At 73.1% G+C, this 24,301-nt stretch carries 16 protein-coding genes; 10 read left to right on the forward strand and 6 right to left on the reverse strand.

The annotated features are described in order from the left end of the window. Window positions 1-85 precede the first annotated feature (85 nt). The 3 genes from ACWGIS_RS30790 to ACWGIS_RS30800 all read left to right on the forward strand — a co-directional run bounded on the left by ACWGIS_RS30790 (window position 86) and on the right by ACWGIS_RS30800 (window position 4,418). A complete protein-coding gene (locus ACWGIS_RS30790; protein WP_453365758.1) occupies window positions 86-1,309 on the forward strand; it encodes an arginine deiminase in 1,224 nt (407 codons plus the stop codon). A 211-nt stretch (window positions 1,310-1,520) separates the two neighbouring features. Then, window positions 1,521-2,528 (forward strand): ornithine carbamoyltransferase, encoded by a 1,008-nt coding sequence (argF, locus tag ACWGIS_RS30795; protein ID WP_453365759.1) that lies wholly within the window; start codon window positions 1,521-1,523, stop codon window positions 2,526-2,528. Between the two features lie 405 nt (window positions 2,529-2,933). Then, the gene (locus ACWGIS_RS30800) at window positions 2,934-4,418 is read left to right on the forward strand and encodes an amino acid permease (RefSeq protein WP_453365760.1); all 1,485 of its coding nucleotides are present in this window, start codon (window positions 2,934-2,936) and stop codon (window positions 4,416-4,418) included. Here ACWGIS_RS30800 and ACWGIS_RS30805 read toward each other — a convergent pair. Next, entirely contained in the window at window positions 4,375-4,833 is a 459-nt protein-coding gene (locus ACWGIS_RS30805; RefSeq protein ID WP_453365761.1) for an ATP-binding protein, read from the reverse strand. The genes ACWGIS_RS30800 and ACWGIS_RS30805 overlap by 44 nt on opposite strands. 1,115 nt (window positions 4,834-5,948) lie before the next feature. Between ACWGIS_RS30805 and ACWGIS_RS30810 the strand changes: the two genes are divergently transcribed. Together ACWGIS_RS30810 and ACWGIS_RS30815 are read left to right on the forward strand one after the other, a co-directional pair. Then, window positions 5,949-6,776 carry an enoyl-CoA hydratase family protein gene (locus ACWGIS_RS30810; protein WP_453365762.1) on the forward strand — a complete coding sequence of 276 codons (828 nt, stop codon included), beginning with the start codon at window positions 5,949-5,951 and terminating at the stop codon, window positions 6,774-6,776. A gap of 26 nt (window positions 6,777-6,802) precedes the next feature. Continuing rightward, a complete protein-coding gene (locus tag ACWGIS_RS30815) occupies window positions 6,803-9,124 on the forward strand; it encodes a bifunctional salicylyl-CoA 5-hydroxylase/oxidoreductase (protein WP_453365773.1) in 2,322 nt (773 codons plus the stop codon). A 112-nt stretch (window positions 9,125-9,236) separates the two neighbouring features. Here the strand turns inward: ACWGIS_RS30815 and ACWGIS_RS30820 are convergent, their stop codons facing one another. After that, a complete protein-coding gene (locus tag ACWGIS_RS30820) occupies window positions 9,237-10,061 on the reverse strand; it encodes a PaaX family transcriptional regulator (protein WP_453365763.1) in 825 nt (274 codons plus the stop codon). A 13-nt stretch (window positions 10,062-10,074) separates the two neighbouring features. After that, window positions 10,075-11,799 (reverse strand): AMP-binding protein, encoded by a 1,725-nt coding sequence (locus ACWGIS_RS30825; RefSeq protein WP_453365764.1) that lies wholly within the window; start codon window positions 11,797-11,799, stop codon window positions 10,075-10,077. Window positions 11,800-12,064: 265 nt separating this feature from the next. Between ACWGIS_RS30825 and ACWGIS_RS30830 the strand changes: the two genes are divergently transcribed. Both ACWGIS_RS30830 and ACWGIS_RS30835 read left to right on the forward strand, forming a co-directional pair. Further along, window positions 12,065-13,228, forward strand: a complete 1,164-nt coding sequence (locus tag ACWGIS_RS30830) for an acyl-CoA dehydrogenase family protein (protein ID WP_453365765.1) — start codon at window positions 12,065-12,067, stop codon at window positions 13,226-13,228. Continuing rightward, a complete protein-coding gene (locus ACWGIS_RS30835; RefSeq protein ID WP_453365766.1) occupies window positions 13,225-13,623 on the forward strand; it encodes a RidA family protein in 399 nt (132 codons plus the stop codon). Before ACWGIS_RS30830 ends, ACWGIS_RS30835 begins: the two co-directional genes overlap by 4 nt. 45 nt (window positions 13,624-13,668) lie before the next feature. On the opposite strand, the gene ACWGIS_RS30840 is transcribed toward ACWGIS_RS30835, so the two are convergent. Further along, window positions 13,669-13,860, reverse strand: coding sequence for a DUF5999 family protein (locus ACWGIS_RS30840; RefSeq protein ID WP_453365767.1), 192 nt, complete (start codon window positions 13,858-13,860; stop codon window positions 13,669-13,671). A 316-nt stretch (window positions 13,861-14,176) separates the two neighbouring features. Here ACWGIS_RS30840 and ACWGIS_RS30845 point away from each other — a divergent pair, with 316 nt between their 5' ends. Further along, on the forward strand, window positions 14,177-14,686 hold the full coding sequence (locus ACWGIS_RS30845) for a DUF6299 family protein (RefSeq protein WP_453365768.1): 510 nt from the start codon (window positions 14,177-14,179) through the stop codon (window positions 14,684-14,686). Between the two features lie 194 nt (window positions 14,687-14,880). Here ACWGIS_RS30845 and ACWGIS_RS30850 read toward each other — a convergent pair whose 3' ends face one another. Continuing rightward, window positions 14,881-16,410: a helix-turn-helix domain-containing protein gene (locus ACWGIS_RS30850; RefSeq protein ID WP_453365769.1), complete on the reverse strand. Its 1,530-nt coding sequence runs from the start codon at window positions 16,408-16,410 to the stop codon at window positions 14,881-14,883. 110 nt (window positions 16,411-16,520) lie between these two features. After that, window positions 16,521-16,718 (reverse strand): DUF4236 domain-containing protein, encoded by a 198-nt coding sequence (locus ACWGIS_RS30855; protein ID WP_355784868.1) that lies wholly within the window; start codon window positions 16,716-16,718, stop codon window positions 16,521-16,523. Window positions 16,719-17,352: 634 nt separating this feature from the next. Between ACWGIS_RS30855 and ACWGIS_RS30860 the strand changes: the two genes are divergently transcribed. Together ACWGIS_RS30860 and ACWGIS_RS30865 are read left to right on the forward strand one after the other, a co-directional pair. Then, entirely contained in the window at window positions 17,353-20,187 is a 2,835-nt protein-coding gene (locus ACWGIS_RS30860) for an aconitate hydratase (RefSeq protein ID WP_453365770.1), read from the forward strand. Window positions 20,188-20,878: 691 nt separating this feature from the next. After that, on the forward strand, window positions 20,879-24,157 hold the full coding sequence (locus tag ACWGIS_RS30865; protein WP_453365771.1) for a GH92 family glycosyl hydrolase: 3,279 nt from the start codon (window positions 20,879-20,881) through the stop codon (window positions 24,155-24,157). Window positions 24,158-24,301: the final 144 nt, after the last annotated feature.

Consider the following 24,301-nt stretch of genomic DNA (forward strand, 5'->3'; position numbering starts at 1 on the left):
TCTTATCGTCAAGGGGACGAAATCAAGTGGGGTGGGTTCGCGCGGATGTGCGGGTGAAACGCGTTCCGGTGGTCAGGATGGAGTCATGGGATTTCACGTCGACTCCGAGGCCGGGCGGCTGCGCCGCGTCATCCTCCACCGGCCGGACCTGGAGCTCAAAAGGCTCACCCCCAGCAACAAGGACGCCCTTCTCTTCGACGACGTGCTGTGGGTGCGCCGGGCGCGGGCGGAGCACGACGGTTTCGCGGACGTCCTGCGTGACCGCGGCGTCGCCGTCCACCTCTTCGGCGACCTGCTCACCGAGACGCTGGAGATCCCGGCGGCCCGTTCGCTCGTCCTCGACCGGGTCTTCGAGGAGAAGGAGTACGGCCCGCTGGCCACCGACCACCTGCGGAACGCCTTCGAGGCGATGTCCGCCCCGGACCTGGCCTCCGCGCTGGTCGGCGGGATGACCAAGCGCGAGTTCCTGGAGGCGCACGCGGAGCCGACCTCTGTCCGTTTCCACGTGATGGACCTGGACGACTTCCTGCTCGGCCCGCTCCCCAACCACCTCTTCACCCGGGACACCTCCGCCTGGATCTACGACGGGGTGTCCATCAACGCCATGCGCTGGCCGGCGCGCCAGCGGGAGACCGTGCACTTCGAGGCGATCTACCGCCACCACCCGCTCTTCCGCGACGAGTCCTTCCACCTCTGGTCGGAGGGCCAGGCGGACTACCCGTCGACCATCGAGGGCGGCGACGTCCTGGTCATCGGCAACGGCGCGGTGCTCATCGGCATGAGCGAGCGCACCACGCCCCAGGCCGTCGAGATGCTCGCGCACAAGCTGTTCGCGGCCGGCTCGGCCCGCACGATCGTGGCGCTCGACATGCCCAAGCGCCGGGCGTTCATGCACCTCGACACCGTCATGACGATGGTGGACGGCGACATCTTCACGCAGTACGCCGGGCTCGGCATGCTCCGCAGCTACACCATCGAACCGGGCGTCGGCGACAAGGAGCTCAAGGTCACCGACCATCCGCCGGAGCACATGCACCGCGCGATCGCCGCCGCCCTCGGGCTCAGTGAGATCCGGGTCCTCACCGCCACCCAGGACGTGCACGCGGCCGAACGCGAGCAGTGGGACGACGGCTGCAACGTCTTCGCGGTCGAGCCGGGTGTCGTCATCGCGTACGAGCGGAACGCGACGACCAACACGCATCTGCGCAAGCAGGGCATCGAGGTGATAGAGATCCCCGGCAGCGAACTCGGCCGGGGCAGGGGCGGCCCCCGCTGCATGAGCTGCCCCGTCGAGCGGGACGCCGTGTGACGCGGGCGGGGCGGACGGGTGGGTGTGCGCCCGGCCCGGTGCGGCGCGGAGAGTGGACGGGCCGGGTGCGCGTCCGCCTTCGTGCGGCGCGCGGCGAGTGGGCGGTCGGCGGGGGCCGGGGCGGGTCGTGGCGCACCCGGCTCCGCATAGAAATGTAGAAGGTCGTATAGAATTCCAGAAGTCCCCGTCTTCGTAACCCTGGAGCGCCCCCATGGCGACAGTCCCGACCGCCCTCGCCGGCCGCCACTTCCTCAAGGAGCTGGACTTCACCGCGGAGGAGTTCCGCGGTCTGATCGAGCTGGCCGCGGAGCTCAAGGCGGCCAAGAAGGCGGGCACGGAGACGCGCCACCTCCAGGGACGCAACATCGCGCTGATCTTCGAGAAGACCTCGACCCGCACCCGCTGCGCGTTCGAGGTCGCCGCCGCCGACCAGGGAGCCTCGACCACCTATCTCGACCCGTCCGGTTCGCAGATAGGGCACAAGGAGTCCGTGAAGGACACCGCGCGCGTGCTCGGCCGGATGTTCGACGCGATCCAGTACCGGGGCGACAGCCAGGCGGGCGTCGAGGAACTCGCCGCGTACGCGGGAGTGCCGGTCTACAACGGTCTGACCGACGACTGGCACCCCACCCAGATGCTCGCCGACGTCCTCACCATGACCGAGCACAGCGACAAGCCCCTCGACGGGATCGCCTTCGCGTACCTGGGCGACGCCCGCTTCAACATGGGCAACTCCTACCTGGTCACCGGCGCGCTGCTCGGCATGGACGTACGGATAGTCGCCCCGCGCGCGTACTGGCCGGCGCAGGAGATCGTCGACCGCGCCCACAAGCTCGCCGAGCACAGCGGCGGCCGGGTCACGCTCACCGAGGAGGTCGCCGAGGGGGTCCGCGGCGCCGACTTCGTGGCCACCGACGTCTGGGTCTCGATGGGGGAGCCGAAGGACGTGTGGGACGAGCGGATCCGCGCGCTGTCGCCGTACGCCGTGACGATGGACGTGCTCCGCGCCACCGGGAACCCGGACGTCAAGTTCCTGCACTGCCTGCCGGCCTTCCACGACCTGGGCACCAAGATCGGCCGCGAGATCCACGAGACCCACGGTCTCGACTCGCTGGAGGTGACCGACGAGGTGTTCGAGTCGGAGCACTCGGTCGTCTTCGACGAGGCGGAGAACAGGCTGCACACCATCAAGGCCATCCTGGTCGCCACCCTCGCCTGACCCGGCCCGGACCGGAACCCGTTCCTGATCCGGCCCCGGACCGAAATCCGGCCCAAGCCCCGGACGCGAACCCGGCCCGGACCGAAACCAGGCCCAAGCCCCGGACGCGAACCCGGCCCGGACCGAAGGACGTCCCCAGCTCGGACCCGGGATCAGGCCCCACCCGCGCCCGCAGGACGCATCCCTCCGCGCCCGCACCCTCCGGACACCCGTCCGCCCGGCGTGTCTCCGTCCGCGTCCGCGCCCTCCGGGCCCCCGTCCCGCCCCGGCGTGCCGCCGTCCGTGTAACGCTCCCGCCGCGTCTCCCCGTACGATCCTCGGCGGGCGCCGGAACCATCCCTTCCGGTGCCCGTCATGCGACCGACCCCGTCGCGCCCCCGCACCACCGAAATGAGCACCACCCGCATGCCCGCTCCACGCACCGAGCGCGCCGCCCGCAGCAGGCGCGCTCCCCGCATCAAGTCCACCGAGCTCCTGGTCGCCGAATCGGGCGCGGACCTCGAAGGCCATAGCCTCAAGCGCACCATGGGCCTCTTCCAGCTCGTCTGCTTCGGCGTCGGCGCCATCGTCGGCACCGGGATCTTCGTCGGCCTCTCCGACTCCGTCGGCCAGGCCGGGCCTGCCGTGGTCGTCTCGTTCGTCCTCGCCGCGCTGACCTGCGTCTTCACCGCGTTCAGCTTCGCGGAGCTGGGCGGCGCGATCCCGGTGTCCGGATCCTCGTACTCCTTCGCCTACGCGGGCCTCGGCGAGGGCACGGCCTTCCTCGTCGGCTGGTGCCTGCTCCTGGAGTACGGCGTCTCCGTGTCGGCGGTGGCGGTCGGCTGGAGCCAGTACGTCAACGAACTGCTCCGCAGCCTGACCGGAGTGGAGCTGCCAGACGCGCTGTCCGCAGGCCCCGCCGACGGCGGTGTCGTCAACCTCCCGGCCGTCGTCGTGATCGCGCTGGCCTCGGTCCTGCTCGTCCGCGGGGTGCGCGAGAGCGCCCGCGCGACCGCCGCCATGGCCGTCCTGAAGCTCGCGGTCCTCGTGGCCTTCTGCGCCATCGGTTTCACCGCCTTCAAGGACGGCAACCTCAGCCCGTTCTCGCCGGCCGGCCTCGGCGGCATCGGTGCCGGCACCACGGCCGCCTTCTTCTCCTACATCGGCTTCGACGCGATCACCACCGCCGGTGAGGAGGCCAGGAACCCGCGCCGCGACATCCCGATCGCGATCCTGGTCTGCATCGGCCTGGTCACGCTGCTGTACTGCGCCGTGGCGCTCGCGGCGATCGGCGCCATCGGCGCGGACCGCGTCGGGGGCCGGCCCGCCGCGCTGTCCTACGTCGTCAACGAGGTCACCGGCTCCACCGTCGGCGGCGGCGTCGTCGCCTTCGGCGCGGTCGTCGCGATCGCCTCGGTCGTCCTCGCGGTGATGTACGGCCAGACCCGCGTCCTCATGTCCATGGCCCGCGACGGACTCGTCCCGCGCGTCTTCGAGCGTGTCTCCCCGAAGACGTCGACCCCGGTCTCCGGGACGGTCATCGTGGCGGTCGTCTTCGCGGTCCCGGCGGCCTTCGCCTCGCTGGACGCCGTCGTGGACCTCACCACCATCGGCACGCTGGCCGTGATGGCCGTCGTCAACATCGTGCTGATCGCCCTGCGGCGCCGCGAACCGGGCCTCGCCCGCGCGTTCCGCGTACCGCTCTACCCGGTCATGCCCCTGCTCGGCGTCGCCTTCTGCCTCTACCTGATGTACGAGACCGGCTGGCGGACCTGGCTGCAGTTCGCGGCGTTCCTCGTGGCCGGCTTCCTGGTCTACGTCGGGTACGGGCGCCGTCACTCGCGGCTCGCCCCGGCGGCCGGGGACGCTAGTGCGCGTAACGGCGCTGAGGCGGTACGGCAGGAAGCCTGAACCAGACCGCCTTGCCGGACTCGGTGGGGCGGTGACCGCAGGACGAGCTGAGGGTGCGGATGAGGAGGAGGCCGCGCCCGTGCTCCTGCCAGGGGTCGGGCGGACCGAGCTGCTGCGGGATCGTGAGATCGCCGGGCGGCTCCGGGTCCGGGTCGTGGACCTCGACCTGACAGCCCGACGGCAGCAGCTCCACCACCAGCTCTATCGGACCGTTCCCCGCGGTGTGCTCCACGGCGTTGGCGACCAGCTCCGCGGTCAGCAGCTCGGCGGTGTCGCTGTCGGCGGCGTGCTTCAGCTCGGCCAGCGCCGTCCGGACCAGCGCACGCGCGACGGGCACCGCCGCAGCCGTGTGCGGCAGCGCGATGCGCCAGGAGGCGGGGGCGGAGGGCGGCTCGTGCAAGGCGGGTCCGTTCATCAGCAGGCTGTCCTGCTTTCAACATAGGAATGGTACGGCTTGCCCGAACAGAGTCGGGCGGGGGGCGGTGGCGGGGACGTTCGTCACGCGTACCGGGCTGCGTACCCAGGCGAAGGGCCCGCCGCGCACGGCTGCGCCCGCCGTTACGCGGCTATCGCCGATCCGTGACTCGGTGACGGCCGCCTGGAGGCCCGCCGCGACGGGGGTTCCCCGGCTCCGGCCGGGACTCGCTTGCGCCCGGCGTGCCGCGCCGCCCTCGGCCGGGACCCTGTTCGGCCGCGTGGGGGCCCGGGGCGGCGGGGGTTCCCGGGCAGCCGGCCGGGACCCTGGCCGCCCGCACCCCGGCCGGCACCCCGTTCGGTCGGGTGGAGGCCGCCACGGCGGGGGGTTTCCGGCTCCGGACGGAACTCCGTTCGCCCGGGTGCGGCACGGCCCTCGGCCGGGACCCCGTTCAGGCGGGGTGTGACCGCGCGCCCCGGCAGCGACGGCCCTGTTCGATCGGGTGGAGGCCGCCACGGCGGGGGTCTTCCACCTCCGGCCGGAACTCCGTTCGCCCGGGTGCGGCACGGCCCTCGGCCGGGACCCCGTTCAGGCGGGGTGTGACCGCGCGCCCCGGCAGCGACGGCCCTGTCCGGTCGGGGCGCGCCGCCGAACCCCCGCGGAGCCGGCCTGCTCGGCCAAGGTGTGACCCGCACTCCGGCCGGGGCCGGCCCGTTCGGCCGAGGTGCTGCGCCGCCGCCGCGGCCCCCTGGCCGGGGTTCCGCCCCGCGAGGCCCAGGCAACGGGCGATGCTCCCGCACCGCCGCACCGCCGCACCGCCGCACCGCCGCACCGCCGCACCGCCGCACCGCCGCACCGCCGCACCGCCGCACCGACGTGACGGCCGCAGCCCCGGCCCTCGCCCCCTTCCCGCCCTTCCGGGGCCGCCCTGGGCCGCCCCGCGCAGCCGGACCCGCGTCCGGGGATCACCGGAACTCACCCGGAAACCGGGTTATCGCGCACTCGTGACGACAGTCACGGAGCGGTGATAGCTTCGTGAGGCAGCCGGGTGCGGTCGCGGGTCTCCTCGGCCCGGTGCCGCCGACCGCCGCCCCCGCCCGAGGAGGCCGCACACCATGAGTCCCTTCACCGGCTCCGCCGCCCGCACCTCCGACTGGCAGCACGTGAGATGCCGGATCGCCGACGGGGTCGCCACGGTCACCCTCGCCCGCCCGGACAAGCTGAACGCGCTCACCTTCGGCGCTTACGCCGACCTCCGCGACCTGCTCGCCGAGCTGTCCCGCGAGAGGTCCGTGCGGGCCTTGGTGCTGGCCGGCGAGGGCCGCGGGTTCTGTTCCGGCGGGGACGTCGACGAGATCATCGGCGCCACCCTGGCGATGGACACCGCACAGCTGCTGGACTTCAACCGGATGACCGGGCAGGTCGTGCGCGCCCTGCGGGAGTGCCCGTTCCCGGTGATCGCGGCGGTGCACGGCGTGGCCGCGGGTGCCGGAGCCGTCCTCGCCCTCGCCGCCGACTTCCGGGTCGCCGACCCCACCGCCCGCTTCGCCTTCCTCTTCACCCGCGTCGGACTGTCCGGCGGCGACATGGGCGCCGCCTACCTCCTGCCCCGGGTGGTCGGCCTCGGGCACGCCACCCGGCTGCTGATGCTCGGAGAACCGGTGCGGGCGCCCGAGGCCGAGCGCATCGGCCTGATCAGCGAACTCACCGAGGAGGGCCGAGCCGACGAGCACGCCCGGGCGCTCGCCCACCGCCTGGCCGAGGGACCGGCGCTCGCGTACGCCCAGACCAAGGCGCTGCTCACCGCCGAGCTGGACATGCCGCTCGCCGCGTCGGTGGAGCTGGACGCCGCCACCCAGGCCCTGCTCATGAACGGCGAGGACTACGCGGAGTTCCACGCGGCGTTCACGGAGAAGCGGCCGCCGAAGTGGCGGGGGCGGTGACCGTGCCGCGCGGGGACGCCACCCGGATGCCCGGGGAGCCGCGCGCCGGGGACGGGTCCGGGGCGGCCGGCGGACGAGGGCTGCGGGTCGCCGTCGTCGGCGGCGGGCCCGGCGGGCTCTACGCCGCCGCGCTGCTCAAACGGCTCCGCCCGGAACGCGAGATCACCGTCTGGGAGCGCAACGCGCCCGACGACACCTTCGGCTTCGGCGTCGTGCTGTCCGACGAGACGCTCGGCGGCATCGAGCACGCCGACCCGGTCGTCCACGAGGCCCTGCGCTCCGAGTTCGTGCGCTGGGACGACATCGACATCGTGCACCGCGGGGTGCGCCACACCTCCGGCGGCCACGGCTTCGCGGCGCTTGGCAGGCGCCGTCTCCTGGAGATCCTCCACGAACGCTGCCGCGGCCTCGGCGTGGAGCTCCGCTTCCGCGCCGAGGCCCCGCCCGCGGCCGAGCTGACGGCCACCCACGATCTCGTCGTCGCCGCCGACGGGGTGCACAGCCTCACCCGGCGGGCGCACGCCGACGTGTTCGGCCCCTCCGTCGAGGAACACCGCTGCCGCTACATCTGGCTCGCCGCCGACTTCGCCTTCGAGGCGTTCCGCTTCGAGATCGCCGAGACCGAGCACGGCGTGATGCAACTGCACGGCTATCCGTACGCGGCCGATTCCTCCACCGTCATCGTCGAGATGCGCGAGGAGGTGTGGCGGGCGGCCGGGTTCGCGGAGCTGGACGAGGCGGAGTCCGTCGAGCGGTGCGCCAAGATCTTCGCGGACGCCCTCGGCGGCCGGCCGCTGCGGTCCCACCGGTCGGCCTGGACGAACTTCCGCACCGTCGTCAACGACCGCTGGTCGCACGGCAACCTCGTCCTCCTCGGCGACGCCGCGCACACCGCCCACTTCTCCATCGGCTCCGGTACGAAGCTCGCGGTGGAGGACGCCCTGGCCCTCGCCGCCTGTCTGGAGGAGCGGCCGAACCTCGGCGAGGCCCTGGCCGCCTACGAGGCGGAACGGCGCCCGGTGGTCGCCTCCACGCAGCGCGCCGCGCGGGCCAGCCTGGAATGGTTCGAGAACGTCTCGCTCCATCTCGCCCAGCCGCCCCGGCAGTTCGCCTTCAACCTGCTCACCCGCAGCCGCCGCGTCACGCACGACAACCTGCGGCTGCGGGACGCCCGTTTCGTCACGGGCGTGGAGCGCGAGTTCGGCTGCCCGCCGGACACGCCCCCGATGTTCACGCCGTTCCGGCTGCGCGACCTGCGGCTGCGCAACCGGGTCGTGGTGTCCCCCATGGACCTGTACTCGGCGACCGACGGCGTGCCCGGCGACTTCCACCTCGTCCACCTCGGGGCGCGGGCGCTGGGCGGCGCCGGACTGGTCATGACCGAGATGGTGTGCGTCAGCCCCGAGGGCCGCATCACACCCGGCTGCGCGGGCCTCTACGCCCCCGGACAGGCCGAGTCGTGGCGCCGGATCACCGACTTCGTGCACCGCGCGTCACCGGGCACGGCCATCGGCGTCCAGCTCGGCCACTCGGGCCGCAAGGGCTCGACGAAGCTGATGTGGGAGGGCATCGACGAACCGCTGGAGGAAGGCAACTGGCCGCTCGTGGCGGCCTCACCGATCCCGTACCGCCCGGACAGCCAGACACCCCGCGAACTCGTGCGCTCCCAACTGACCGACCTGCGCGAACAGTTCGCGGCCGCGGCCCGGCGTGCCGCCCGCTGCGGCTTCGACCTGCTCGAACTGCACTGTGCCCACGGCTACCTGCTGTCCGGCTTCCTCTCGCCGCTGACCAACCGCAGGACCGACGCCTACGGCGGCTCCCTCGCCGGACGGCTTCGGTTCCCGCTGGAGGTGTTCGACGCCGTACGCGCCGTATGGCCGCAGGAGCGGCCCATGACGGTGCGGATCTCCGCCACCGACTGGGCCGAGGGCGGTATCACGGCCGACGAGGCGGTCGCCGTCGCCCGCGCCTTCGCCGCCCACGGCGCCGACGCGATCGACGTCTCGACCGGTCAGGTCGTCGCCGACGAACGCCCCGGGTACGGCCGCTCGTACCAGACGCCGTTCGCCGACCGGATCCGGAACGAGACCGGGATCCCGGTGATCGCCGTCGGCGCGATCTCCTCGTGGGACGACGTCAACTCCCTGATCCTGGCGGGACGCACGGACCTGTGCGCGCTGGCCCGCCCGCATCTCTACGACCCGCACTGGACCCTGCACGCGGCGGCCGAGCAGGGGTACGTCGGCCCCGGCGTCGTCTGGCCCGAGCCGTACCGGGCGGGCAGCAGGCGCCCGCAGACCGGACGCACGGACGACCCCAAACCACGTCTGAGACTGGCGGATTGAGGAGGCCAGAGCAGAGTGCGGCGGCCGATTGTCCCGCCTGTGGGGGTGCGGCCGTCGTGCGTATCGCCATGGCCCCCGGGGACGTGACCGTGGCCGCGTCCCGCCAACAGGGCTACTCGGCCGCCGAGATGCCCGCGAACTCCGCCCCGGCGTCCCGCAGCCGCTCGTGCAGGCCCCGGAAGACGGCCGCCGACCGGGCCCCCGGCCAGTCCCCGGGCAGCAGCCCGGCCGGCAGTCCGGGATCGGCGTACGGCAGATGGCGCCAGGAGTCCAGGGCCAGGAGGTAGTCGCGGTACGCCTCGTCAGGCGGGGTGTCCGGGCGCCGCTCCCAGGCGTGCAGCACGGGCGCGTGGGCGTCGAGGAACGCCTCGTGCTGCTTGGCGATCGCGGTGAGGTCCCACCAGCGTGCGACCGCGTCCGCGGTCGCCGCGAAGCCGAGGTGCTCGCCGCGGAAGAGGTCCACGTACGGATCGAGGCCCAGCCGCGCCAGGGCGTGCCGGGTCTCCTCGTACAGCCGCGCCGGGGCGATCCACACGCCCGGGGCCGCCGCGCCGAAGCCGAGCCCGGCCAGCCGGGAGCGCAGCACGTGACGCTTCTGCCGCTCGGACTCCGGTACGGAGAACACCGCGAGCACCCAGCCCTCGTCCCGCGGGGCCGCCGCCGCGTACACGCGCCGGTCGCCGTCGTCCAGGAGCTGACGTGCGTCGGGCGACAGCGCGTATCCGGCCGCGCCGCCCGCCGTGCGCTCCGGCAGGAGCAGACCGCGCCGCTTCAGCCGCGACACCGACGAGCGCACGGAGGGCGCGTCGACGCCGACCGCGGCGAGGAGCCGGATCAGTTCGGCGACCGGTACCGGGCCGGGTGCGAAGCGGCCGTAGGCGCCGTAGAACGTGACGATGAGGGACCGGGGGGCGTGTTGCTCGGACACGTTGATCACTCTAAAGCGTAGATCATTCCGGCCGGCCGGCCCGGGGGACGCCGGTGCCGTCCGCGGGGGTGCCGCCGGCCGGTTCGCGCAGCCGGAACCGCTGGAGCTTCCCCGTCGCCGTGCGCGGCAGCGCGTCCAGGAAGACGATCCGGCGCGGGCACTTGTACGGCGCCAGCTCGGACTTGACGAACGCGCGCAGCGCGTCGGCGTCCCGGGGCGCGCCCGGCCGCAGCACCGCGTACGCCACCGCGACCTGGCCGCGCTCCTCGTCCGGGTGCCCCACCACGGCCGTCTCGACCACGTCCGGATGGCGCAGCAGCGCCTCCTCGACCTCGGGGCCCGCGATGTTGTACCCGGCCGAGATGATCATGTCGTCGGCGCGGGCCACATAGCGGAAGCAGCCGTCGGGGTCGCGTACGTAGGTGTCGCCGGTGAGGTTCCAGCCGCCGCGTACGTACTCCCGCTGCCGGGGGTCGGCGAGGTAGCGGCAGCCGACCGGTCCGCGCACGGCGAGCAGCCCCGGTTCGCCGTCGGGCACCGGGTCGCCCGAGCCGTCCACCACGCGCGCCTCCCAGCCCGGCACCGGCAGCCCCGTCGTGCCGGGCCGGATCCGCTCGTCGGCCGCGGAGATGAAGATGTGCAGCAGCTCGGTGGCGCCGATGCCGTTGATGATCCGCAGGCCGGTCCGGTCGTGCCAGGCGTGCCAGGTGGCGGCGGGCAGGTTCTCGCCCGCCGAGACGCACCGGCGCAGCGACCCGACGTCGTGGCCGTCGAGGTCGTCGAGCATCGCCCGGTAGGCGGTCGGAGCCGTGAAGAGCACCGACACCCGGTGTCGGGCGACCGCCGGCAACAGCTGCCGGGGGACTGCCTGTTCGAGCAGCAGGGAGCTCGCGCCGGCCCGCAGCGGGAAGATCACCAGCCCGCCGAGCCCGAAGGTGAAGCCCAGCGGGGGACTGCCCGCGAAGACGTCGTCCGGGCGCGGCTTCAGCACGTGCGCGGAGAAGGTGTCCGCGACCGCCAGCACGTCCCGGTGGAAGTGCATGCAGCCCTTGGGCCGGCCGGTGGTGCCGGAGGTGAAGGCGATGAGCGCGACGTCGTCGGAGGCGGTGTCGGCCGCCGGGTACGGGCCGTCCGGCGCCCCGGCGGTCCGCGCCGGCAGGTCGTCGGGGGCGTCCCCGCCGTACGTCGTCACGCGCAGGCCGGCGATCCCGGCGTCGGCCAGGTCGTCCACGCAGCGGGCGTCGCACAGCGCGTGGGTCACCCGGGCGATCCCGCACATCGTGCGCAGTTCGTGCGGCCGTTGCTGGGCCAGCACCGTGACGGCCACGGCGCCCGCCTTCAGCACCGCCAGCCAGCAGGCGGCCAGCCAGGGGGTGGTGGGCCCGCGCAGCAGCACCCGGTTGCCCGGCACGACGCCCAGCTCGCCGGTGAGGACGTGGGCGATCCGGTCGACCCGGTCGAGCAACTCCCCGTACGTCCACGCCGGTCCGGAGTCGGTGCGGAACACGGGACGCCCGGCGCCGAACCGTTCGACCGTGCGGTCCAGGAGTTCGACGGCGCAGTTGAGCCGGCCGGGGTAGCGCAGCCCGGGCAGCTCGAACCGGAGTTCCGGCCACTGGTCCGGGGGCGGGAGGTGGTCGCGCGCGAAGGTGTCCACGTGGGCCGAGACCGACGGCCCGCGCACGGCGCCGGACGCGCCCCCGGCGTGCGTCGTGGTCCCGGCGTCCCCGGGGTGTCTGGGATCCATGGCCGTTCGCCCCCTTGTCGTGGTGGGCTGGCACGAGGAGCGTATCGTGTTGGTGACGACAGTCAACGGTCCGCGATACGGTCGCGGGAGGCGGCCACGGACTGCACCGGGACGGCGCCACGGACGGCCCGCCGTGCCCGTACGGTGCGGGCCGTGCCGGGACGGTGTGCGGGCCGGGACCACTCGCCCCCGGGCCCGCTCGCCCGGGCCCGCACGACGCGTCCGGCCGCCCGCGAACCGCGCGGCCCAGGGGAGAGGACCGGCAGTGACCGCATTCGCGCTCGACCCGGAACAGACCGCCTGGTGCGGCGAGTTGCGCACCCTCGCCGCACAACGGCTGCGCCCCTTGACGGAGAAGGCGGAACCCGGCCACGTCAACCGGCCGTTGGTGGCGGAGTTGGGCCGGCTCGGCCTGCTCGCCCGGCTGTTCGGGTCGGGCGCGCTCGACCTGTGCCTGATGCGCGAGTCCCTGGCGCAGACCTGCACCGAGGCGGAGACCGCCCTCGCCCTCCAGGGCCTGGGCGCCCATCCGGTGCACGCGCACGGCACGCCCGCCCAGCGGGACCGCTGGCTGCCGGGCGTGCGCGAGGGCACCGCCGTCGCCGCGTTCGCGCTGAGCGAGCCGGGCGCCGGCTCGGACGCGGCGGCGCTGGCCCTGCGCGCCGACGAGGACGGCCCCGGCCGCTGGCGGCTCACCGGCGAGAAGTGCTGGATCTCCAACGCCCCCGAGGCGGACTTTTACACCGTCTTCGCGCGGACCACCCAGGACGCGGGTGCCCGCGGTGTCACCGCCTTCCTCGTCCCGGCCGGCCGCCCCGGGCTCACCGGCACCCCGCTTGACCTCCTCTCCCCGCACCCCGTGGGAGCCCTCGGCTTCGACGCCGTGCCGGTCACGGCCGACGACGTCCTCGGGGAGACGGACCAGGGGTTCCGGGTCGCCATGAGCACCCTCAACCTCTTCCGGCCGAGCGTGGGCGCCTTCGCGGTCGGCATGGCCCAGGCGGCCCTGGACGCGACCCTCGCCCACACCGCCGGCCGCGAGGCGTTCGGCGGGCCGCTGCGCGATCTGCAGACCGTGGCCCACCAGGTCGCCGAGATGTCCCTGCGCACGGAGGCGGCCCGCCTCATGGTCTACGCGGCCGCGGCGGCGTACGACGCGGGCGACCCGGACGTGCCCCGGCGTTCCGCGATGGCGAAGCTGCTGGCCACCGAGACCGCCCAGTACGTCGTCGACGCGGCCGTCCAGCTGCACGGCGCCCGCGCCCTGCGCCGCGGCCATCTGCTGGAACACCTCTACCGCGAGGTCCGCGCGCCCCGCATCTACGAGGGCGCGAGCGAGGTCCAACGCGCGCTCATCGCCAAGGAGTTGTACCGGAAACCGCGCGGCACCGCGCACCGCGGCGGGACCGGCGAGGGCGGCGCCCCGTGACCACCGAGCGGGTCAACCCGCCGGACCTGTCCCCGCCCACAGGCTTCTCGCACGCCGTCGTCGCCACCGGTACCCGGGTGGTCTTCCTCGCGGGCCAGACCTCGCTCGACGCCGACGGCGAGGTGGTCGGCGAGACGCTGCCGGAGCAGTTCCGGACGGCGCTCGGCAACCTGCTGGCCGCCCTGCGGGCCGCCGGCGGCACCCCGGCCGACCTGGCCCGCGTCACCGTCTACGCGACCGACGTCGCGGACTACCGCGCGCGGGCCGGCGAACTGGGCCGCGTCTGGCGGGAGCTCGCGGGCCGCGTCTATCCGGCGATGGCCGTCATCGGCGCCGTCCGCCTCTGGGACGAACGGGCACTCGTCGAACTCGACGGCTTCGCGGTGCTTCCCTGACGGCTTCCGCCGCTCGGCCCTCCCGGGCGCTGTGCCGGGACCGGGTCAGGCGGCGACGGTCAGCAGGTCCACCGAGACCCGGTGCGGAGCGACGACGCTGCCGTCGGGCAGCAGCTCCCCGGTGTCGTCGAAGACGATCGCACCGTCGCACCTGAGGCTCCACCCCTGCTCGGGGTGGGCGGCGACGATGTGCGCGGCCTCGCGGCCGGGACGGTCCGAAGACTGGTGGGAACACATGGCGCACCTCCACGTCTGATGCGATCGACGGCCGGCGGCGCTGCCACCGCCTCGCATGAACAGACCATCCTCCCGCGGCGAACTCATCGGAACAGCCGGCCGTGAAGCGTGACAACACGCGGACAACACGGGTACGCCGCCAGGACGCCCGGGGCGGTTCCGGTACCGGCGACGGGGCTCGGCGCGTGCGCGAGCGGGCCGCCGCGGGCGCGCCGCCGAAGGAGTGACGGTCGGCGCGGAGGGCACGGCGGCAAGGGTGCCCGTGGAACACCCCTGAGAGACCCCTTTGCGGGCCCCCCACTCCAGGAGGTACTCCATGTCCATCCGTCAGGCCGTCGGCGCGGCCACCGGCGCCGCGCTGCTCCTGCTGACCGCCCCCACCGCCGCGCACGCCCTCGACGCCCCCCTCGTCCCGGCCGCCTCCGGCACCCCGGCCGCCTCGACGCCCGCCGCCGTCCCCCCGGCGGCTCCGGCCGCCGCGGCCGACTCGGTCACCGTCGACACGGCCGGCAAGCTCGCCGTGGACGGCACCCTCACCCTCTCCGGCACCTACCGCTGTTCCGCCGCGACCGGCCCGGTCTTCGTCAGCTCCACCCTGGTGCAGGGCGGCGGCAACGTCCGGCACGGCGTCGGCGGCACCCGCGCGGTCTGCGACGGCGCCGAACACCGCTGGGCGAACACGGCCCGCCTGGGCACGGCGGCGTTCACGGCGGGCGAGGCCCACGTGGAGGCCACGCTCATGGAGCTGCGGCCCGGCTTCCTGGGCCTCCCGATGCCGCACTTCCACGCGACCAGCCAGCGACAGGTCATGCTCGCCCAGGCCTGAGACCGGGGCACGCACCTTGCCCGGATCCGGGAGCACCACGCCGGATCCGGGCGCGCCCGGGCACCGACCCGTCTCCAGGCGCGTCCGGGGGCCACCCCGTATCCGGGCGCCCGAGCCCCGCTCCGGCCCGCGGACGCCGTGAGAGCGCACTCACCCCTCACGGGCCGCCTGCCGGTCCCGCCTGTCCGGAGCTGTCAGATGTCCCGGAAGATCTCGATCTGCGCGCCGACCGTGTTGAGCCGCTCCGCCAGGTCCTCGTAACCCCGGTTGATGACGTACACGTTGCGCAGCACGGACGTGCCCTCGGCCGCCATCATCGCCAGCAGCACGACCACGGCAGGGCGCAGCGCGGGCGGGCACATCATCTCGGCCGCCCGCCAGCGGGTCGGGCCCTCCACCAGGACGCGGTGCGGGTCGAGCAACTGGAGCCTGCCGCCGAGGCGGTTGAGGTCCGTGAGGTAGATCGCCCGGTTGTCGTACACCCAGTCGTGGATCAGTGTCTTGCCCTGCGCCGAGGCCGCGATGGCCGCGAAGAACGGGACGTTGTCGATGTTCAGGCCCGGGAACGGCATCGGGTGGATCTTGTCGATCGGCGCCTCCAGCTTGGAGGGCCGCACGGTCAGGTCCACCAGGCGCGTACGGCCGTTGTCGGCGAAGTACTCGGCCGTGCGGTCGTGGTCGAGGCCCATCTCCTCCAGGACCGCGAGCTCGATCTCCAGGAACTCGATCGGGACCCGGCACACCTTCAGCTCGGACTCGGTGACCACGGCGGCGGCCAGCAGGCTCATCGCCTCGACCGGGTCCTCGGAGGGCGAGTAGTCCACGTCGACGTCGATGTTCGGCACGCCGTGCACGGTGAGCGTGGTGGTGCCGATGCCCTCGACCCGTACGCCCAGGGCCTCCAGGAAGAAGCACAGGTCCTGGACCATGTAGTTCGAGGAGGCGTTGCGGATGACGGTCACGCCGTCGTGGCGGGCGGCGGCCAGCAGCGCGTTCTCCGTCACGGTGTCGCCGCGCTCGGTCAGCACGATCGGCCGGCCGGGGGAGACCGACCGGTCGACCTGCGCGTGGTAGAGCCCCTCGGTCGCCGCGATGTCCAGCCCGAACCGGCGCAGCGCGATCATGTGCGGCTCGATCGTGCGGGTGCCGAGGTCGCAGCCGCCCGCGTACGGCAGCTTGAAGTTGTCCAGGCGGTGCAGCAGCGGGCCCAGGAACATGATGATCGAGCGGGTGCGGCGGGCCGCGTCCGCGTCGATGGTGCCCATGTCGAGGTCGGCCGGCGGCACGATCTCCAGGTCGACGCCGTCGTTGATCCAGCGGGTGCGTACGCCGATGGAGCCCAGCACCTCCAGAAGGCGGTACACCTCCTCGATGCGGGCGACCCGGCGCAGCACGGTGCGGCCCTTGTTGAGCAGCGTGGCGCAGAGCAGTGCCACGCAGGCGTTCTTGCTGGTCTTGACGTCGATGGAGCCGGACAGGCGACGGCCGCCGACCACCCGCAGATGCATGGGGCCCGCGTAGCCCAGCGAGACGATCTCGCTGTCCAGCGCCTCACCGATTCGGGCGATCATCTCAAGGCTGATGTTTTGATTGCCGCGCTCGATGCGGTTGACGGCGCTCTGGCTGGTGCCGAGTGCCTCGGCGAGCTGCGACTGTGTCCAGCCCCGGTGCTGCCGGGCGTCACGGATGAGCTTGCCGATGCGTACGAGGTAGTCGTCTGCCATGGGGCCGAGGTTATCTCAGATATGAGATGGCGCCTTCCCGGGGGGTCCCTTCAGGTGACGCCCGCTCAGCCGTGGGCCCGCCGACGGGGGTGACGGGCCGTCGGCCGGTCCTACCGCCGCTTGGCGGTACGGGTGCGCCGCCAGCCGAACGGACCCGGCAGGTCCATCGACGTCGTGCGCCGGCCGGTGCTGCTGTGCGTGTGCCGGGGTCCGTTCGCGCCGCCCGTGGTGATGGACCACGAGTGACGGTTGATGTTCAGCCGGACGCCGGGGAGGATGCGGAAGCTCTTGCGGAAAGTGATAGCCATGGCCTACGGCTACCCGCGCCTTTCACGATCAGTCGACGCGAAACACCGCACGTCGAAGCGGAGTTGACCGCCGCCCCCGGCAACTCCGTGACCGGGGCCGGGGCCTGTCCGCCCGGCGCGCCGAGGCCCGGCCCGATCCGCCCGTGACGGCAGGAGCGCGACTCGGCCGCCCCACCCCGGGCACCGGCCACGGAGGACGTAGGGAGACTCTGATGACGACGCCCCGCACCCCCGCACACGGGTTCCGCCGCATGCTCACGGCCGGCGTCCTGGCGCTCGCCCTCGCGGGTGGAACCTGAAGCACGCCTGCGCGGCCCTCGCCCACTCCTTCTCCCTGGCGATGGCGAGGGAGCCGCGCCGCGTCGGCGACGGCGGGCTGAAGGCCGCCGCGTCGCTGTAGCGCTGGTGCGGGCGTGCGCCGCGTACGACGATGAGGGGCATGACAGGGGTACGCGCTTGGTTGCGCGCAGGGGTCATGTACTACAGTTATCTCGACATCGAGATATCTGCCGGGGCGCCCCGCAGCCGCCAACCCGGTAAGGGTTACCTAACTTAGCCTTACCTTAGCGGATCGGCCAGTCGTCGTGGCGGCAGGATTGCGGTGGGTACGCGCACATATATGAAGGAGACTGTCGTGTCGGCGAACAGCTTCGACGCCCGCAGCACGCTGCAGGTGGGCGACGAGTCGTACGAGATCTTCCGGCTGGACAAGGTGGAGGGCTCGGCCCGCCTGCCGTACAGCCTGAAGGTGCTGCTGGAGAACCTCCTCCGCACCGAGGACGGCGCGAACATCACCGCCGACCACATCCGGGCGATCGGCGGCTGGGACTCCCAGGCGCAGCCGTCGCAGGAGATCCAGTTCACGCCGGCTCGCGTGATCATGCAGGACTTCACCGGTGTGCCCTGCGTCGTGGACCTCGCCACCATGCGCGAGGCCGTCAAGGAGCTCGGCGGCGACCCCGCGAAGGTCAACCCGCTCTCCCCGGCCGAGCTGGTCATCGACCACTCCGTCATCGCCGACAAGTTCGGCACGCACGAGGCGTTCGCGCAGAACGTCGAGCTGGAGTACGGCCGCAACAAGGAGCGCTACCAGTTCCTGCGCTGGGGCCAGACCGCGTTCGACGACTTCAAGGTCGTCCCGCCGGGCACCGGCATCGTCCACCAGGTCAACATCGAGCACCTGGCCCGCACGGTCATGGTCCGCAACGGCCAGGCGTACCCCGACACCCTTGTCGGCACCGACTCGCACACCACGATGGTCAACGGCCTCGGTGTGCTCGGCTGGGGCGTCGGCGGCATCGAGGCCGAGGCCGCGATGCTCGGCCAGCCCGTCTCGATGCTCATCCCGCGCGTCGTCGGCTTCAAGCTGACCGGTGAGCTCAAGCCCGGCACCACCGCCACCGACCTCGTGCTGACCATCACCGAGATGCTGCGCAAGCACGGTGTCGTCGGCAAGTTCGTCGAGTTCTACGGCGAGGGCGTCGCCGCCACCTCGCTCGCCAACCGCGCGACCATCGGCAACATGTCGCCGGAGTTCGGCTCCACCGCCGCGATCTTCCCGATCGACGACGAGACGCTGAAGTACCTGCGCCTGACCGGCCGCGACGCCCAGCAGGTCGCGCTCGTCGAGGCGTACGCCAAGGAGCAGGGCCTCTGGCTCGACCCGGCCGCCGAGCCCGACTTCTCCGAGAAGCTGGAGCTCGACCTCTCCACCGTCGTCCCCTCGATCGCCGGCCCGAAGCGCCCGCAGGACCGCATCGTCCTCGCGAACGCCGCCGAGCAGTTCAAGGCCGACGTCCTCAACTACGTCGAGGCCGGCGTCACCGGCGGCGACGACCGCAAGTCCGGCGTCCCGGCGCAGGAGAAGCCGCACGGCGTGGCCTCCCCGGTCGACGAGGCGAGCGACGAGTCCTTCCCGGCCAGCGACGCCCCCGCCTACGGCCACGACGACAACGGCTCCGGTGCCCCGCAGCACTCGGCCGTCGTCGCCGGCTCCGGCCCGTCGAACCCGGTCACGGTGACCGCCCCCGACGGCTCGACCTACGAGCTCGACCACGGCGCCGTCACGGTCGCCGCGATCACCTCCTGCACCAACACCTCGAACCCGTACGTCATGGTCGCCGCCGCGCTGGTGGCCAAGAAGGCGGTCGAGAAGGGCCTGACCCGCAAGCCGTGGGTCAAGACCACCCTCGCCCCGGGCTCCAAGGTCGTCACCGACTACTTCGACAAGGCGGGGCTCACCCCCTACCTCGACAAGGTCGGCTTCAACCTCGTCGGCTACGGCTGCACCACCTGCATCGGCAACTCCGGCCCGCTGCCGGAGGAGGTCTCCCAGGCGGTCAACGACCACGACCTCGCGGTCACCTCGGTCCTCTCCGGCAACCGGAACTTCGAGGGCCGGATCAACCCCGACGTCAAGATGAACTACCTGGCCTCCCCGCCGCTGGTCGTCGCGTACGCCCTCGCCGGGTCCATGAAGGTGGACGTCACCAAGGACGCCCTCGGCACCGACCAGGACGGCAAGCCGGTCTTCCTCGAGGACATCTGGCCGACCGAGGCCGAGGTCAACGACGTCGTGGCGAACGCCATCGGCGAGGACATGTTCAGCAAGTCCTACCAGGACGTCTTCGCGGGCGACGCCCAGTGGCAGGCGCTGCCGATCCCGACCGGCAACACCTTCGAGTGGGACACCGAGTCGACCTACGTGCGCAAGCCCCCGTACTTCGAGGGCATGACGATGGAGACCACCCCGGTCTCCGACATCACGGGCGCGCGCGTCCTCGCCAAGCTGGGCGACTCGGTCACCACCGACCACATCTCCCCGGCCGGCGCCATCAAGGCCGACACCCCGGCCGGCCAGTACCTCACCGAGCACGGTGTGGAGCGTCGTGACTTCAACAGCTACGGCTCGCGCCGCGGCAACCACGAGGTCATGATCCGCGGCACGTTCGCCAACATCCGCCTGCGCAACCAGATCGCGCCGGGCACCGAGGGCGGCTACACCCGCGACTTCACGAAGGGCGACGCTCCGGTGTCGTTCATCTACGACGCCTCGCGCAACTACATCGAGCAGGGCATCCCGCTCGTCGTGCTCGCGGGCAAGGAGTACGGCTCCGGCTCGTCCCGCGACTGGGCCGCCAAGGGCACCGCGCTCCTCGGCGTCAAGGCCGTCATCGCCGAGTCCTACGAGCGCATCCACCGCTCGAACCTCATCGGCATGGGCGTCCTGCCGCTCCAGTTCCCGGAGGGTGCGACCGCCGAGTCCCTCGGCCTGACCGGCGAGGAGACCTTCTCCTTCACCGGCGTCGAGGAGCTCAACAACGGCACCACGCCGCGCACGGTGAAGGTCACCACCGACACCGGCGTGGAGTTCGACGCGGTCGTCCGCATCGACACCCCCGGCGAGGCGGACTACTACCGCAACGGCGGCATCATGCAGTACGTGCTGCGCAGCCTGATCCGCAAGTAGCCGGACCAGGAGCCCGTCACCGGGCCCCGCACGGCAGTTGAGGGCCGCATCCCCGCACGACGGGGATGCGGCCCTCGCCGTGCGCCGGGCGGCTTCCACGGTCCTCAAGCCGGTTCGGTGGTCTCTGTAGGCGCGCCCCCCGCGGGCAAGCGCGCGATCCCATGCCTCCGGGGGCGCGAAGCCCCCAGCCAACGCCCGCCCTGTGACAGCCGTTTACAGCGGTGCCCCCGCGCGCTAACTTGCGCGTGGGGTGGGAGCGCTCCCATGACGGCGGACCGGAACCCGCTCCGGAAAGACCGTTCCCGCCCCGCCCGTCCGTGCCGCCCGGCGGCGGTCCACGGCTCGGGGCGGACCGGGTGGGGCCTTGGGACTCACCCGGTCCGCGAGCCCGGTCCGGCCGAAGGGGGGAGTGCCGGCCCGGGGTGGTGCGTGGCTTGTGACGGCCGCGGTGTGCGACAACGTTGTCTGATGGTCTGCACATGACTCTATCGCCCCAACGGACAACGATGTCAAGCCAGTTGCCCCGCAGATCGCCGACGGCCCTGCGCCGAAGGGGTGGGCGCCGGACCGGAGCGGGGCGCGCCGCACGCGGCCGACGCGGTCTTCCGTGGTACCCGTGGCGCACGTTACTGTCCCTGCGGCTTGTGCGACCCGTGGTGCGCGACCCGTCCGAAGGAGGAGGGGCCGCGTCATGCGTTTCCGTCCGTCATCCGTGCTGCTCGCCGTCGTCCTGGCGGCCGGCGGTGCCACCCCGGCCCTGGCCGCGCCCGCGGCCGGCCCGCCCGACCTCGTCCGCGACCCGACCGCGTACGTCGACCCCCTCATCGGCACCAGGAACGGCGGCAACGTCTTCCCCGGCGCCGTCGTCCCCTTCGGCATGCTCTCCTGGAGCCCGGAGAACACCCGCGGCGACGCCACCCGCACCGCCGCGCCCGGCGGTTACCAGTACGACGCCACCCGCGTCCGGGGCTTCAGCCTGACCCACATGTCCGGCACCGGCTGCGCGGGCGGCAGCGGCGACATCCCGTTCTTCCCGTACGCGGGCAAGGTGACGTCCTCCCCGGCGAGCGACACCAAGGACGCGGTGTACGCCGCCGACTTCAAGCACTCCGACGAGACGGCCGAGCCCGGTCACTACAAGGCCGCCCTCGCCTCCGGGGTCACCGCCGACCTCACCGCGACCGCGCGCACCGGCTCCGGCCGCTTCACCTTCCCGTCGGACAAGCCCGCCTCACTCCTCATCCGCACCGCCAACTCCGAGGTGGGGTCGACCGCTTCGGACGTGCGCATCGACCCCGCGACCCGCACGGTGTCCGGGTCCGTCACGTCCGGGAACTTCTGCGGCTACCTCGACCCGGAGGGCCGGCGCAGCTACTACACCCTGTACTTCACCGCCCGCTTCGACCGGGACTTCGAGGAGACCGGCACCTGGCACGACGGCGAGCTGAACCCGGGCGCCACCGAGGCGAGCGGCGGCACGGGCGGCTTCGGCGACGGCGGACGGCCCGTCGCGGGCAAGGGCGCGGGCGGCTACGTGGAGTTCGCACCCGGCGCCGGCCCCGTGCACGTCAAGGTCGGCATCTCGTACGTGAGCCGGGCCGGCGCGGCGGCGAACCTCGCGGCGGAGAACCCGCCCGCCCGGTCCTTCGACTCCGTGCGCGAGGCCGCCCGGCACGCCTGGCGGGAACGCCTCGGCGCGATCAGGATCGGCGGCGGCTCCGACACCGACCGCACGACGTTCTACACCGCGCTCTACCACGCCCTCCTGCACCCGAACGTCATCAGCGACGCCGACCGCAGATACCGGGGCGCCGACGGCGAGGTGCACACCGTCGAGCGCGGCCACCGGGCCCAGTACGGAACCTTCTCCGGCTGGGACGTCTACCGCTCCCAGGTCCAGCTGCTGACCCTCCTCGACCCCGGCGTCGGTTCCGACATCGCGCAGTCGCTCCTCCGGCTGGCCCGGCAGAACGGCGGGATCTGGGACCGCTGGCTGCACGGCGCGAGCGGGACGCACGTCATGAACGGCGACCCCTCGCCGGCCGCGCTCGCCGGCATCCGCGCCTTCGGAGGCACCCGCTTCGACCTGCGCGGGGCACTGGACTCGCTGGTGAGGGCGGCGACCGTGCCGACGGAGCAGGACCTCTCACCCGCGGGCAAGCCGGTGCTCTCCGTGGGCCAGCGGCCGTCCCTCGACAAGTACCTGAAGCACCACTACATGCCGTCCGTGTCCAACGCCTGGGGCGGCGCGGCCGAGACCCTGGAGATGTCGGGCGCCGACTTCGCGATCTCCCAACTGGCGGCCGCCGCGGGGGAGAAGAAGACCGCCAGGACCTTCGCCGGCCGCGCCCAGTGGTGGCAGAACAACTTCAACCTCGCCGCCGACCCGAGCGGCGGCTACATCGCCAACCGCAAGGCGGACGGCAGCTGGGTCACCGGCTTCACCCCGGCGACCGGCAACGGCTTCGTCGAGGGGACGGCCGCCCAGTACACCTGGATGGTCCAGCACGACCCGGCCGGGCTCTTCGCGGCGATGGGCGGCCGGGCCGAGGCACTCGAACGGCTGGACACCTTCTTCCACGACGCCGACGGCGACTGGGCGTTCACCGGCAGCGGGGGCGACAAGTCCGAGCTGGACAACGAGCCCTCGATCAACGTCCCCTACCTGTACGCGTACGCGGGCGCCCCGTACAAGACGCAGGAGACGGTCCGCGCGGCCGTACGGCAGCTCTGGTCGACCCAGCCGGGCGGCATCCCCGGCAACGACGACCTGGGGGAGATGTCCTCCTGGTACGTCTTCTCCGCGCTCGGCATGTATCCGCAGGTCCCCTCGCGGGCCGAACTCGTCCTGGCCTCACCGCTGTTCCCGCGCGCCGAGATCTCCCGCCCCGGCGGCGGGGACATCAGCATCCGCGCGGCCGGCGCGGCCCCGGACGCCCCGTACGTCCGCTCCCTGAAGGTCGACGGCCGCTCCAGCGACCGTCCTTGGGTCCCCGCGTCCTTCGTCCGCTCGGGCGGCACCCTCGACTACACGCTGAGCGGCACCCCGGACAAGGAGTGGGGCAGCGCCCCCACCGACGCCCCGCCGTCCTTCCGCACCGGCGAGCAGCCGTACCAGATCGGCGTGGGCCCCACCACGGCGAAGCTCGCGCCGGGCGGCAGCACCGAGCTGGACATCAAGGCGCTGGCCCTGAGCGGCGGCGCGGGTCCGGAGGTGCGCTTCCACGTGGACGTACCGGACGGCGTCACGGCGAGCCCCGCCGAGGGCACCGTGACCGACGGGGCGCAGCGCATCACCCTGAAGGCGGCGGACACCGCCCGGGAGGGCTTCCACGACGTCCAGGTCACGGTGACGTCGGACGGCTCCTCCTACCGGCAGCCGGTGGCCCTGACGGTGGCGGCGCCCGGCTCCCTCCTCGCCGCGTACGACAACACCGGCGTCTCGGACGACGCGGGCGACCACGACGAGGCGGACTACGACGGGGGCGGCTGGAGCTACTCCCGTCAGGCGCTGGCCGCGGCCGGCCTCACCCCGGGGGAGCGCGGCACGGTTCCCGGCGGCCTCGCCTTCACCTGGCCCGACTCCCCGGCGGGCCGCCCCGACAACGCCACCGCGTCCGGCCAGACCGTCGAACTTCCGGAACCGGCGGCCAAGTTGAGCTTCGTCGGCAGCGCGGTCAACGGGAACCAGCGGGCCGAGGCGACCGTCACCTACACCGACGGCGGCACGGACACCGTCGACCTCGCCTTCACCGACTGGACCGTCGGCGGCGGGGGCGGCACCGTCCAGTACGGCAACGAGGTCGTCGCCAGGACCCTGTACCGCAACGTCGCGGGCGCCGACAAGGACCCGGTGGCGACGTACGTCTTCGCGACCAGGCCCTTCGAGGCACCGGCCGGCCGGACGATCCGGAGCGTGAAACTGCCGGACAACGGCGACCTGCACGTCTTCACGGTCGCCGTCGGCTGAACCACCGCGGTCCGGTCCCGCGCCCGTCGGGGCGGGACCGGCCCCGGCCACCCGGGGAACCGGCCACATGGCGCGGGGCCGGCCCCCAGGAGATATCCGTGGCCCCCCCCCCCCCCGGGGGGCCGATCCGAACGAAAACACCAA

The organism is Streptomyces sp. NPDC054842 (assembly GCF_053611025.1).

Excerpts from the sequence above, each read along its gene's own strand:
- ACWGIS_RS30845 (WP_453365768.1), top strand. The coding sequence starts at position 14,177 with ATGTCCATCCGTCAGGCCGTCGGCGCGGCCACCGGCGCCGCGCTGCTC.
- ACWGIS_RS30865 (WP_453365771.1), top strand. The coding sequence starts at position 20,879 with ATGCGTTTCCGTCCGTCATCCGTGCTGCTCGCCGTCGTCCTGGCGGCC.
- ACWGIS_RS30840 (WP_453365767.1), bottom strand. The coding sequence starts at position 13,860 with ATGTGTTCCCACCAGTCTTCGGACCGTCCCGGCCGCGAGGCCGCGCAC.
- ACWGIS_RS30810 (WP_453365762.1), top strand. The coding sequence starts at position 5,949 with ATGAGTCCCTTCACCGGCTCCGCCGCCCGCACCTCCGACTGGCAGCAC.
- ACWGIS_RS30825 (WP_453365764.1), bottom strand. The coding sequence starts at position 11,799 with ATGGATCCCAGACACCCCGGGGACGCCGGGACCACGACGCACGCCGGG.
- argF (WP_453365759.1), top strand. The coding sequence starts at position 1,521 with ATGGCGACAGTCCCGACCGCCCTCGCCGGCCGCCACTTCCTCAAGGAG.
- ACWGIS_RS30805 (WP_453365761.1), bottom strand. The coding sequence starts at position 4,833 with ATGAACGGACCCGCCTTGCACGAGCCGCCCTCCGCCCCCGCCTCCTGG.
- ACWGIS_RS30815 (WP_453365773.1), top strand. The coding sequence starts at position 6,803 with ATGCCCGGGGAGCCGCGCGCCGGGGACGGGTCCGGGGCGGCCGGCGGA.
- ACWGIS_RS30800 (WP_453365760.1), top strand. The coding sequence starts at position 2,934 with ATGCCCGCTCCACGCACCGAGCGCGCCGCCCGCAGCAGGCGCGCTCCC.
- ACWGIS_RS30855 (WP_355784868.1), bottom strand. The coding sequence starts at position 16,718 with ATGGCTATCACTTTCCGCAAGAGCTTCCGCATCCTCCCCGGCGTCCGG.
- ACWGIS_RS30850 (WP_453365769.1), bottom strand. The coding sequence starts at position 16,410 with ATGGCAGACGACTACCTCGTACGCATCGGCAAGCTCATCCGTGACGCC.
- ACWGIS_RS30790 (WP_453365758.1), top strand. The coding sequence starts at position 86 with ATGGGATTTCACGTCGACTCCGAGGCCGGGCGGCTGCGCCGCGTCATC.